13 protein-coding genes are annotated in these 11,839 nt (G+C 65.5%); 10 read left to right on the top strand and 3 right to left on the bottom strand.

What is annotated here, in order from left to right; all coding sequences use genetic code 11:
* The first annotated feature begins 204 nt into the window (after positions 1 to 204).
* Genes ACCQ04_RS18480 through ACCQ04_RS18455 form a run of 6 tightly spaced genes read left to right on the top strand, consistent with a single transcriptional unit; the run spans position 205 to position 4,951 of the window.
* The gene (locus tag ACCQ04_RS18480) at positions 205 to 681 is read left to right on the top strand and encodes a DUF2244 domain-containing protein (protein WP_016902801.1); all 477 of its coding nucleotides are present in this window, start codon (positions 205 to 207) and stop codon (positions 679 to 681) included.
* 16 nt (positions 682 to 697) lie between these two features.
* A complete protein-coding gene (coxB, locus tag ACCQ04_RS18475) occupies positions 698 to 1,648 on the top strand; it encodes a cytochrome c oxidase subunit II (protein ID WP_024938844.1) in 951 nt (316 codons plus the stop codon).
* 39 nt (positions 1,649 to 1,687) lie between these two features.
* Entirely contained in the window at positions 1,688 to 3,292 is a 1,605-nt protein-coding gene (ctaD, locus tag ACCQ04_RS18470; protein ID WP_016902803.1) for a cytochrome c oxidase subunit I, read from the top strand.
* Positions 3,273 to 3,443: a hypothetical protein gene (locus ACCQ04_RS18465; protein ID WP_024938846.1), complete on the top strand. Its 171-nt coding sequence runs from the start codon at positions 3,273 to 3,275 to the stop codon at positions 3,441 to 3,443. Before ctaD ends, ACCQ04_RS18465 begins: the two co-directional genes overlap by 20 nt.
* Positions 3,440 to 4,036, top strand: coding sequence for a cytochrome c oxidase assembly protein (locus ACCQ04_RS18460; protein ID WP_102580522.1), 597 nt, complete (start codon positions 3,440 to 3,442; stop codon positions 4,034 to 4,036). The genes ACCQ04_RS18465 and ACCQ04_RS18460 overlap by 4 nt, the downstream gene beginning before the upstream one ends.
* Before the next feature lie 39 nt (positions 4,037 to 4,075).
* Complete coding sequence (locus ACCQ04_RS18455; RefSeq protein WP_016902806.1) at positions 4,076 to 4,951, top strand: cytochrome c oxidase subunit 3; 876 nt, start codon at positions 4,076 to 4,078, stop codon at positions 4,949 to 4,951.
* A 90-nt stretch (positions 4,952 to 5,041) separates the two neighbouring features.
* Here the strand turns inward: ACCQ04_RS18455 and ACCQ04_RS18450 are convergent, their stop codons facing one another.
* Entirely contained in the window at positions 5,042 to 5,260 is a 219-nt protein-coding gene (locus ACCQ04_RS18450) for a twin transmembrane helix small protein (protein ID WP_006449736.1), read from the bottom strand.
* A 60-nt stretch (positions 5,261 to 5,320) separates the two neighbouring features.
* Here ACCQ04_RS18450 and ACCQ04_RS18445 point away from each other — a divergent pair, with 60 nt between their 5' ends.
* The 4 genes from ACCQ04_RS18445 to cyoE are packed head-to-tail and all read left to right on the top strand — an operon-like array spanning position 5,321 to position 8,722.
* The gene (locus ACCQ04_RS18445; RefSeq protein WP_046344778.1) at positions 5,321 to 6,046 is read left to right on the top strand and encodes an SURF1 family protein; all 726 of its coding nucleotides are present in this window, start codon (positions 5,321 to 5,323) and stop codon (positions 6,044 to 6,046) included.
* Between the two features lie 27 nt (positions 6,047 to 6,073).
* On the top strand, positions 6,074 to 6,649 hold the full coding sequence (locus ACCQ04_RS18440) for a redox-active disulfide-containing membrane protein (protein ID WP_039816002.1): 576 nt from the start codon (positions 6,074 to 6,076) through the stop codon (positions 6,647 to 6,649).
* 10 nt (positions 6,650 to 6,659) lie between these two features.
* Positions 6,660 to 7,823: a COX15/CtaA family protein gene (locus tag ACCQ04_RS18435; protein WP_016902809.1), complete on the top strand. Its 1,164-nt coding sequence runs from the start codon at positions 6,660 to 6,662 to the stop codon at positions 7,821 to 7,823.
* 2 nt (positions 7,824 to 7,825) lie between these two features.
* Positions 7,826 to 8,722 (top strand): heme o synthase, encoded by an 897-nt coding sequence (cyoE, locus tag ACCQ04_RS18430; protein ID WP_016902810.1) that lies wholly within the window; start codon positions 7,826 to 7,828, stop codon positions 8,720 to 8,722.
* 201 nt (positions 8,723 to 8,923) lie between these two features.
* Here the strand turns inward: cyoE and ACCQ04_RS18425 are convergent, their stop codons facing one another.
* Positions 8,924 to 10,504 (bottom strand): thioredoxin family protein, encoded by a 1,581-nt coding sequence (locus ACCQ04_RS18425; protein WP_226427554.1) that lies wholly within the window; start codon positions 10,502 to 10,504, stop codon positions 8,924 to 8,926.
* A gap of 262 nt (positions 10,505 to 10,766) precedes the next feature.
* The gene (locus ACCQ04_RS18420; RefSeq protein ID WP_039524893.1) at positions 10,767 to 11,771 is read right to left on the bottom strand and encodes a bile acid:sodium symporter family protein; all 1,005 of its coding nucleotides are present in this window, start codon (positions 11,769 to 11,771) and stop codon (positions 10,767 to 10,769) included.
* Between the last annotated feature and the right edge of the window lie 68 nt (positions 11,772 to 11,839).

Below are 11,839 nucleotides of genomic sequence, written 5' to 3'. Positions count from 1 at the left end.
TGTGCACGTGGCCGGCGCAGGCCCAAAACGGACTCGATCCTTGCCGGCCGCAGCCGCGGGCATCGGCACATGCACCGGGAAGTGATTGATTTACGCGTGTTTTTAGCTGCACTGCAGCAATCGAATGATTGCCGGAAACGCTTGCCGCATGCGTTCGTGCGGGTCTACCATCGGGCCATTCCCGCAGTGCGCTGCGTGTTGCCAATGATCGAAGTACTGCCGTTGATGTCCGAAGGGGTCGGGACGCAGTTGCGGTTGCGGCCTCCGCGGGCATTGTCGGCCAGGCAATTCGTGCAGCTGTTCGCAGTGTTGGCGGGAACGATGTGGGTATTTGCGGGCCTGGGGTGGTGGACCGGCAATGCATTCGCGCCGGTGTTCGCCCTGTTGCACAGTGGTGTGGTGGCGCTGGCGCTACGGCAGTTGTGGCGAAGTGGCGAGCGCGAAGAAGCGATCCGGGTAGGGGAGACCGTTGTCGAGGTGTTTCCATCCGGACATGCGCCACCAGCGTTTCAGGCACATCCGCATTGGGTGCGGTTATGCATGGAACGCGACGACAGGGTGGTGCTGGTCAGCAGCGGCAAGCAGATCGAGATTGGAAGTTTTCTCGGGCCGGCCGAACGTGTGGAACTGGCAACTACGCTGAAACGCTTGCTCGCGGCCGCCAATGGCCGTCACCGATGACGTAAGGGTCTAGGCAATGACGCAACGCAGCAGCTGGAAGGCGACGTATCCGAAATTGGCTTTGGCGATGCTGGCGCTGTCGAGCGCCTCGGTTGCCTGGGCGCAATCGGCCGACCCGAAGGAATGGCAGCTCAACATGGGCCGCGGGGTCACCCAGACCGCGCGCATGGCCTACGAGGCGCACATGGTGGCGCTGTGGGTCTGCGTGGTGATCGGCGCGCTGGTGTTCGGTGCGATGGGCTATGCGATCTTCAAGTTCCGCAAGTCCAAGGGGGCGGTGGCCGCGCAATTCAGCCACAACACCACGGCAGAGGTGCTGTGGACGGTGATCCCGGTGCTGGTGCTGATTGCGATGGCCTGGCCGGCAACGGCCAAGCTGATTGCGATGTACGACACCCGCGAGTCGGAAATGACCGTCAAGGTCACCGGCTACCAGTGGATGTGGAAATACGAGTATCTGGGCCAGGGCGTGGAGTTCACCAGCCGGCTGGCGCGCGAATCCGATCGCATCCGCCAGAGTGGCGAGCGTCCGACCGCTGCATCGCAACCGCATTATCTGCTGGACGTGGACAATCGCCTGGTGCTGCCGGTCAACACCAAGATCCGTTTCGTGATCACCGCCGACGACGTGATCCATGCGTGGTGGGTGCCGGCCCTTGGCTGGAAGCAGGACGCGATCCCCGGCATCGTCAACGAGGCATGGACCAATATCGAGCAGCCGGGCGTGTATCGCGGGCAGTGCGCCGAGTTGTGCGGCAAGGATCATGGCTTCATGCCGATCGTGGTGGAAGCGCTACCCAAGGCCGAATTCCAGCGCTGGCTGGCGGCCCGTCGCAGTGCCAGCGCAGCGCCTGCTGCACCGGCCGGCACCCCGGCGCCGGCGTCCACACCTGCAGCACCGCCTGCCGGTGAGGCCGCCCCAGCCGCAGCGCCTGCTCCGACCGCCGCACCGACCGCCGCTCTTTAATCGCCCGCAACCGCACCGCTTCGTAGAGGTCGTTCCGTCATGGCGCATACCGCAGTCGATCACCACGGACACCACCAGCCCGGTTTCGTCGAGCGCTGGTTTTTCTCGACCAATCACAAGGACATCGGCACGCTGTATCTGCTGTTTTCCTTCGTGATGTTCATCATCGGCGCGGCGATGAGCGTGGTGATCCGCGCTGAACTGATGCAGCCCGGGCTGCAGTTCGTCAAGCCGGAATTCTTCAACCAGATGACCACCGTGCATGCCCTGGTGATGATCTTCGGCGGGGTGATGCCGGCCTTCGTCGGCCTGGCCAACTGGATGATTCCGCTGCAGATCGGCGCGCCGGACATGGCGTTGCCGCGCATGAACAACTGGTCGTTCTGGTTGTTGCCGGTGGCGTTTACCTTGCTGCTGCTGACGCTGTTCCTGCCCGGCGGTGCGCCGGCCGGCGGCTGGACGCTATACCCGCCGCTGTCGCTGCAGGGCGGCTACAACGTGGCCTTCAGCGTGTTCGCGATCCATGTGGCCGGCGTCAGTTCGATCATGGGTGCGATCAACATCATCGCCACCGTGCTGAACATGCGCGCGCCGGGCATCGACCTGCTGAAGATGCCGATCTTCTGCTGGGCGTGGCTGATCACCGCCTTCCTGCTGATCGCGGTGATGCCGGTGCTGGCCGGTGCGGTGACCATGCTGCTGACCGACAAGTTCTTCGGCACCAGCTTCTTCAATGCGGCCGGCGGCGGCGACCCGGTGATGTACCAGCACATCTTCTGGTTCTTCGGGCATCCGGAGGTCTACATCATGATCCTGCCGGCGTTCGGCGTGGTCAGTGAGATCATCCCGACCTTCAGCCGCAAGCCGCTGTTCGGCTATCAGGCGATGGTCTATGCGATCGCGGCGATCGCGTTCCTGAGCTTCATCGTGTGGGCGCACCACATGTTCACCGTGGGCATGCCGCTGGGCGGCGAAATCTACTTCATGTTTGCCACGATGCTGATCTCCATCCCGACCGGGGTGAAGGTGTTCAACTGGGTCAGCACGATGTGGAAGGGCTCGCTGACGTTCGAATCGCCGATGCTGTGGGCGGTGGCGTTCGTGATTCTCTTCAGCATCGGTGGATTTTCGGGTTTGATGCTGGCAATCGTGCCGGCGGATTTTCAGTATCACGACACCTATTTTGTGGTCGCGCATTTCCATTATGTGCTGGTTACCGGTGCGGTCTTCGCGCTGATTGCGGCGGTGTACTACTGGTGGCCGAAGTGGACCGGGCGGATGTACAACGAGACCTGGGCCAAGTTCCATTTCTGGTGGACGATGGTGTTCGTCAATCTGCTGTTCTTCCCGCAGCATTTCCTTGGCCTGGCCGGCATGCCGCGGCGGATCCCCGATTACAACGTGGTGTTTGCCGACTGGAACCTGATCAGCTCGATCGGCGCGTTCGGCATGTTCGCCACGCCGTTCCTGATGGCCGGCATCCTGCTCGCCTCGCTGCGCAGCGGCGCCAAGGCCGACGCACGTGCCTGGGAAGGCGCCAAGGGACTGGAGTGGACGGTGCCGTCGCCGGCACCTGCGCATACCTTCACCGTGCCGCCGGTGATCAAGCCTGGAGATCTTGCGCATGAAGACATCGGTCACTGAGTCCGCGCCGCCGGCTGTGGCACGTCTGCTCTCCGCTGCCGAACGGCAGGCGCAACAGCGTCGTGCGGTGCGCCGCACGGCGATCACCGTCGGCATCATCGCGCTGCTGATCTATGCGGGTTTCATTGCGTCGGGAGTCATCGGGCGGTGAACGCGCGGGCGCCCGCACCTGCACCGACGGCCGGCCTGTTCAAGCTGCTGGGCGTGGTGTTGGGCGTGTTCGTGCTGACCTTTTCGCTGGTGCCGCTGTATCGCATCGCGTGCGAAAAAGTCTTCGGCATCCGCATGGAGCGCGCGCCGGGCAGTACGCGTGGCAATGCAGCTGCGACTGCAGGGGCTGGCAAACGCACGGTTCGGGTGGAGTTCGATGCCGGGGTCAATTCCAAACTGCCGTGGACCTTTCATCCCGAGCAGATGACGATGGATGTGGTGCCGGGCGAACTCAACGAGGCGCTGTACTTCGCGCGCAATGACAGTGCGCGGGCAGTGGTCGGCAGTGCGGTGCCATCGGTCGCACCGGCGCGGGCATCCGGATACTTCAACAAGACCGAATGCTTCTGTTTTACCGCGCAGGCGTTGCAGGCCGGCGAAACGCGCGACATGCCGCTGCGTTTCATCGTCGACCCGGCACTGCCGCCGGAAGTCACCACGATCACCCTGTCCTACACGTTCTATCGCAACGACACCCTGACCTCGGAGTTGCAGGGCGGTGGCGCATCCAGCGCGCCGCGCGCGGCGCCTTGATCCTTCATCCACACGCAGCACCGACACGGAAGCAACGCCATGGCCGACCATAGTCCCAACGCCGATGCGTATTTCGTCCCGAGCCAGAGCAAATGGCCCTTTGTCGGGTCGATTGCGATGTTCGTGATGATGATCGGCGTGGCCAGCTGGCTCAACGATGCGGCATGGGGGCGCTGGACGTTCTTCGTCGGCATGGCGATGTTGCTGGCGACCTTGTTCATGTGGTTTGGCGATGTCATCCGCGAATCCAACGCCGGGCACTACAACCGCCAGGTGGACGGCTCCTTCCGCATGGGGATGGTGTGGTTCATCTTTTCCGAGGTGATGTTCTTCTGCGCCTTCTTCGGCGCCTTGTTCTACACGCGTGTGCTGACGCTGCCCTGGCTGGGCGGCGAAGGCGATGGCGTGATGACCAACGAGCTGCTGTGGAACGGCTATTCCGCTGCATGGCCGACCAATGGCCCCGGCACGATCGGTGGGCAGTTCCAGACCATCCCGGCCTGGGGCCTGCCGCTGATCAATACGCTGATCCTGCTCAGTTCCGGCGTGACCTTGACCATTGCGCACCACGCGCTCAAGGGCGGCCGTCGTGGGGCGTTATTGCTGTGGCTGGGCCTGACCGTGCTGCTGGGCTGCGTGTTCCTGTTCCTGCAGGCCGAGGAATACATCCACGCCTACACCGAGCTCAATCTGACGCTGGGATCGGGCATCTACGGATCGACCTTCTTCATGCTCACCGGCTTCCACGGCATGCACGTGCTGCTGGGCACGATCATGCTGGCGGTGATGTGGCTGCGGGTGGCGCGCGGGCACTTTACCCGCGACAACCACTTCGCCTTCGAAGCGGCGGCCTGGTACTGGCACTTCGTCGACGTGGTATGGCTGGCGTTGTTCCTGTTCGTGTATGTACTTTGAGGGCGGAGATTGGGGAGTCGGGATTGGGGATTCGCAAGAGCGATCTGCGTTTGCTGTTACCAATCCCCAATCCCCAATCCATCGGCCGCGTCAGCGGCCGAGCCCATGCGGCTTGATCCAGCCGGTGTAGATGCCGAGGATCACGACGGCGATCAGTGCGACCGATAGACCGATGCGCCAGGTCAGTGCGTTGACGGTGCGCTTGGTTTCGCCACGGTCGGTGAGCAGGTAGTACAGGCCCGCACCCAGGTTCCACAGGATCACGATCAGGAAGGCGACAATCAGCAACGTCTTGAGCGAATCGTTCACAACAGCCCCGGTGGTCGTCGGCGTGGTAGCGGCATTGCACGCCTATTTGCGTCGCTTGTCATGACGCGCAAGCACACGGCGGTGTTGGGATGGTGTCTGGCCGTGCTGGTCAGTGCGGGGTTTGCGGCGCTTGGTCAGTGGCAGCTGCAGCGCATGCACGACAAACAGGCGTTGCTGGAACGCGCGGCGCATGTGCGGCAGACGCCGTTGACCCTGGTACAGGCGCTGGCCACGCCGCATGCGCTGGCCTGGGTGAGCGGAGAGGTGCGGTTCCTGCCGCAGCAGGTGCTGCTGGACAATCAGCTGCATGCCGGGCGTGCCGGTGTGCGGATCTATCAACTTGCCGCGCCGCAAGGCAGCCCGGTCACGCTGCTGGTCGATCTGGGCTGGCTGCCGTTGCCGGCCAATCGGCAGTTGCCGACGATCACCCCGCTGCAAGGCACCCGGACACTGCAGGGCTTGCTGAGTGCGCCGCCCTCGGCCGGACTTGCGATCGGGCCGGCGTTGGCCGCCGGCAATGCGCCGCAGACCTGGCTGGCCACGCGTCTGGATACCAGCGCCCTGCGCAGCGCGTTGGGCAGGCGCGACATTTCGTCGCAGGTCCTGCGCCTGGATCCCGCCCTGCCGGTCGGGTATGCACGCGACCTGGAGATGCTGCCGAACACGCTGCCACCCGCGCGGCACTTGGGTTATGCGGTGCAATGGTTCGGTCTGGCCGCGGCCGTGCTGGTCACCGCGACGCTGCTGAGCTGGCGTGCGCGTCGCCGCCGTCAACGCGGGCACTGACGCCTGCGGCATGAGAAAATCGCCGGCATGACCTCCTCCACATCGGCCACGCCGCATTCGGTCAAACGCGGCCGCAGGATGCTGATTGCACTGGCGGTGCTGTTCTTCGGCTCGATGCTGCTGGCCGGCGTGCTGCGCTTCTCCGGATGGCAGCCGGCATCGATGCGCAATCACGGCGAACTGCTCAAGCCGCCCGCGGACCTGCGCGGGTTGGTGCCGGTGCGCGCGGACGGGCAGCCGTATGCCTGGACGCCTGCCGAACGTGTGTGGCGGATTGCGCTCGCACCGCCTGCCGGCTGCACGCAGCAGTGCGTGATGTTGGCGGCCGAACTGGACAAGGTGTGGCAGCTGCTCGGGCATCGCGCCGACAAGGTGGAGGTGTTGTGGATCGGCGCCCCGCCGGCCGGTCTGCCGCCGATGCCGGCCCTGCGTGTGCTGCGCGACGACGCGCGGCTGCGGCAGGGCCTGCCGCGTGCCAACGATGCCGCCGGCGTGCCGGTGTATGTAATCGACCCGAATGGCTTCGTGATCCTGCGGTACGCCCCGGGGTTCGACCCGGCCGGCCTGCGTGCCGATCTGGTCAAACTGCTGAAACTGATGTGAGCCCGTTTCGATGAATCTGTTTGCGCCACCGGCATTGTTCCGCCACTTCCATCGCATGGCCTGGCTGGCTGCGTTGTTCACTGCGAGCACGATCCTGTTTGGGTCGTTCGTGCGCCTGTCCGATGCCGGCATGAGCTGCCCGGACTGGCCGACCTGCTACGGCCGCGTTACCTGGCCGCAGACCAGCGACGAAGCCAATACGCATGTGGCCAGCAAGATCCGGCCGCTGGAATCGCACAAGGCCTGGCGCGAGCAGGTGCACCGCTTCCTGGCCGGCGCGCTCGGGGTGGAGGTGCTGGTGCTGTCGTTGCTGGCGGTGCGCCGCCGCCGCATGGGCATCGCCCAGGTGGTCTCTGCCGCGGTGCTGGTGGCCTTGTCGATTCCGCTGTACATGTCCGGCTGGCACGCGCTGGCGTTCGGCGTGGCGATTGCCGGCGAGGCCATCCTGCTGCTGGCGGCGCTGCGCTGGAGCAACATCGACCTGGCGCGTGCGGCGGTGCTGACGCTGGCGGTGGTGATCTTCCAGGCGCTGCTGGGCATGTGGACGGTGACGCTGCTGCTCAAACCCATCGTGGTGATGGGCCATCTGCTCGGCGGCATGCTGATGTTCTCGCTGCTGGTGTGGATGGCCTGGCGCGCGACCCACCTGCCGATCACGCTGGCCGATGCCTCGCGGCTCAAGTGGCTGCTGCGTGCGGGCGTGGCGGTGCTGGGCCTGCAGATCGCCCTCGGCGGCTGGGTCAGTGCCAATTACGCGGCGCTGGCCTGCGGCGGCGGTAGCTGGTCGGCCGACAATTTCCCGCGCTGCGTCAGCCAGTGGTGGCCGCCGCATGACTTCCGCGAAGGCTTCACGCTGTGGCGCGGGATCGGGGTGGATTACGAAGGCGGTGTGCTCGATGGCGCAGCGCGTATCGCCATCCAGATGGCGCACCGGTTGTGGGCAATTGCGACGGCGCTATACCTGTGGTGGCTGGCCTGGCGGCTGTCGCGTTCGCCGGGCATGCGGGTGTGGGCCGGTGCGCTGGCGGTGCTGGTGGCGGTGCAGGTGACGCTGGGCATGCTCAACGTCAAGCTGGCGTTGCCGCTGGAAGTGTCGGTGCTGCATAACGGCGGCGCGGTCGCATTGTTGTTCGTGCTGGTCTCGCTGCTGGCGCGGCTGCGCGCGCCGGAGTGAGCATGGCTGTCAGCGCACGCGATTACTGGGATCTGACCAAACCCAAGGTGGTGGCACTGATCGTGTTCACCGCCCTGGTGGGCATGTTCCTGGCCATCCCCGATGTGCCGACGTGGGTGCAGGTGCGCACCGGTGCGTTGGGTTTTCTGGGCATCTGGCTGGCGGCGTCGGCGGCGGCAGCGATCAACCAGTTGCTGGACGCCAAGATCGACGCGCAGATGGCGCGGACCTCGTGGCGCCCGCTGGTGGTGGGCAAGGTACGGCCGTGGCAGGTACTGCTGTTTGCCGGCGTGTTGATCGTGATCTCCATGACCATCCTGGTGGTCTGGGTGAATGTGATCACCGCGGTGCTGACGTTCGCGTCGCTGATCGGTTACGCGGTGATCTACACCGTGTACCTGAAGCGTGCGACCTCGCAGAACATCGTGATCGGCGGCCTGGCTGGTGCCACGCCGCCGATGCTGGGCTGGGCCGCAGTGACTGGCTTGCCGACCAGCGCCGACTGGATCAACGCCTCGCTGCTGGTGCTGATCATCTTCATCTGGACGCCGCCGCATTTCTGGGCGCTGGCGATCTTCCGCCGTGCCGATTACGCCAAGGCGGCGATCCCGATGCTGCCGGTCACCCATGGCGTGCCGCATACGCGCAAGCAGATCCTGGTGTACACGGTGCTGCTGGCGATCGTGACCCTGCTGCCGGTGGCGGTGGGCATGAGTGGGCTGTTCTACCTGGGCGGCGCGGTGGTGCTCAACGTGGTGTTCCTCTGGTACGCCTGGCGCATGCTCGACCCGCCGGACGAGCTGTTCTCGATGAAGATGTTCGGTTACTCCATCGTCTACCTGATGGCGCTGTTCGCGTTTCTGATGGTGGACCACCTGCTGTTGCCGTGGGTGCGCTAGCGGCAGCAAATGCCAGCTGCTGCCATCAAGGCGATCGATAGGGCTGCGACCGAGGCAGCCGTCAGGCCGATGCGGTCGGTGGCTGGGACCGGCCCATCTCGCTCTTACACACCCGTTGTGCGTGCCGTTGGGCATACGGCGCGCAATCGCTACTTAATGCACTCAAATTCGCCGCGTAGCGGGCTGCTCGCTCACGCCGGCTCAGCTCAACCAGCTGGCGCAGTCGCTGGTGTTCTTGCTGTCGCAGCTGCTCTGCATCTTCTGCTGCAGGCGCGTCAGCACCGCATTGCCTTCCTGGCGATGCTGCTTGCTCCAGGTCTTCAACGTGGCGCCCAGCGTGGCGAAGCGCTGCCGGGTGCGTTGGCGGTAGCCATCGGGCTGCCCGGCCAGCTCGCCGATCACCTGCGTGGCAGCGGCCTCGATGCCGGCGGTGTCGTCCGGGCTGAGCCGGATCAGGCCATCCACGTACATCACGCCCCATTGCACGCGAGTGGCGGGGCCTTGCGCGCTTTCGTACGCCTTCCTGAGCCAGGACAACGCGGTCTTCTTATCGCCGCGTTGTTCGGCCAGATCGGCCAGCTCGGGCATGTAGTAGTAAGGCGTCTTGCTGCGCGTCAACTCGGCCAGCAGCAACTGTTCGGCGCCGCTGCGGTCGCCCACCTCGCCGAGCAATGCCGCGGCGGTGCTGATGGTGGATTGGCGCTCCTCATCGGTCCTGGCGGTGTCGGTCGCCCATTGCACGCGTTGCTGCACGGTGTCGACCACGGCCTTGGGCAACGGCGGTTGCGGGCCCTTGGCCTCGGTTTCGGTGGGCTGGCCTTGTGCCAGGCGTGCCAGCTGGATGCGCGCATACGCGGTGCCGAGCCGGTCGGCGATCGGCAGTGCGGTGTCGGCGTAGACCTTGTCCAATGCCAGATTCAGCGCATTGGACAAGGCGGTGCGCTCACCGGCATCGCTACTGGCAGCGGCGACCAGCCGTGCAGGCATGTAGCTCAGCGTGCCGAGATTGGCGCGCACCTCTGCCGGATCGGCCAGCACCGCTTCCAGCAAGGTGCGCGACGCCGCGCTGGGAGCAGGCGGTTCCTTGGCTGCGGTAATCGCCGCCAGGGCGAAGCTGCGTTGCAGCGCCGGCTGCGGCGCCGACCTGGACAGGCGCGTGAGCACATCCACGGCCTGCTCCGGCTTGACCAGCCGATCGTCGGTGCCCCAGGCATAGTTGCCGAGTACGGCCCAGTCGTCCGCGCTGAGCTGCTGCGGGGTCTGCAATGCGGTGTCGAGCAGTTGCCTGGCGGTACTGGTGCTCTTGGCCGCGACCCGCAGCACATCGGCCAGACGCGCGTTGTCGGCATCGCCGGCCAGGCGGGTGATCTCGCTGCGATCCGGGCGCAGCACGATGATGGTCGGGTAACCCTTGATGCCGAAGCGTTCGCCCCAGGCCTGCGCGCCCTCCGAATCGCCGTCCAGATGCACCGCCACGAATTGCTGCGTGCGGGCGATGAAGGCCGGGTCCTTGAACAAGGTGGCCTTCAGGCGATTGCAGGGCGGGCACCAGGCCGCACCCCAGTACAGCAGGATCGGCTTGCCGCTTTCCCTGGCCTCGGCGAAGGCATCTTCGACATCGCCCTCGCGCCAGGCGATGCTGGACGCGGGTGCCGGCGTGGCGGCCGCCTTGGTCTGTGTCGGGGCTGGCGGCGTGGCAGGCTTGTTGCAGGCAGTGAGCGTGGCCAGCACCGCCAGCAGCGCGATCAGGGACGGGGCAGGGCGTCGGAACGATAGCGTCATGGCAATCACCGATGGGGGCGGCAAGGTGGATCGAACACTCTAGCGAGCGGCACCGTGCCAGCGTCGGAGTGCGTCATAACCGTTGTATATCTGCTTACAACCGGCGCCGGCATGCAACGCGAACCGGTGTCGCGTCGGGCGTAGCGGGCCGGCGATGGCGCGCAGGCAACGCGCCGGCGGCAAGCAAGCCTTTGCAGGGCACGCCGCGTGGGCTGCGCCATGTGTCGTCGATCAGACCACCGCCGTGCAGTGGCCGTTACCTTCAATGACCACCGGGAGTGATCTGCGGCTCGCCCGGCGCGTTGCGCGCATAACGCGCGGCCACGAATGCGCAGACAATGAGCTGTAGCTGGTGATACAGCATGATCGGCAACACGATCGCGCCCAGGCCACCGCCGGCGAACATCACCTTGGCCATCGGTACGCCGGTGGCCAGGCTCTTCTTCGAACCGCAGAACACGATCGCGATCTCGTCGGCGCGGTTGAAGCGCAGGCGCCGCGCGATGAAGGTGATCGAGAGCATCGCCACCGTCAGCAACAGCGCGGCGGCACCGAGCACCGCGAGCAAGGCCGGCAACGGTGTCTTCTGCCACAGGCCTTCGTTCACCGATGCGCTGAAGGCGGTGTAGACCACCAGCAGGATGGTGCCCTGGTCGGTGTAACGCAGCACCGCGCGATGCCGTTCGACCCAGCCACCGATCCACGGGCGCATGAAATGGCCAGCCAGGAACGGCACCAGCAACTGCAGCAGGATCTTGCCGATTGCCTCGGCCGGGTGCGCCATCGCGCCCTGGCTGCCGACCAGGGCGCCCATCAGCAACGGTGTGAAAAACACCCCCAGCAGGCTGGAAAGCGAGGCGGCACACACGGCCGCCGGCACGTTGCCGCGCGCCATCGAGGTGAAGGCGATCGACGATTGCACCGTGGACGGCAGCGCGCACAGGAACAGCACGCCGATATACAGCTCCGGTGTCAGCGCAAGATGCGCGAGCGGTTTGAACAACAGCCCCAGCAGCGGGAACAGCACGAAGGTGCAGGCCAGGATCACCAGATGCAGGCGCCAATGCAGCGCGCCGGCCTTGACCGCCTCGCGCGACAGGCGCGCGCCGTGCAGGAAGAACAGCGCGGCGATCGCCACGTCGGTGACATCGTCCATGACCGCCGCGGCGGTGCCGGAGACCGGCAGGAACGAGGCGAGCGTGACCGTGCACAGCAGCGCGAGGGTGAATGGATCAATGCGCAACCGCGCCAGCCAGTGTTTGATCATCGTGCGTATTCAGGGGGAGGGCTGCCTGCAGAGTGCCATTGTAGAGGCCAGCGTGCACCGTGCGAGTC

The sequence above is a fragment of the Xanthomonas sp. NCPPB 2866 genome (assembly GCF_041475745.2).
In the GTDB taxonomy this organism is placed as follows: Bacteria; Pseudomonadota; Gammaproteobacteria; order Xanthomonadales; family Xanthomonadaceae; genus Xanthomonas; species Xanthomonas arboricola.
Note: the sequence above shows the minus strand (reverse complement) of the source record. Positions and strands in the feature narration are given on the sequence as shown.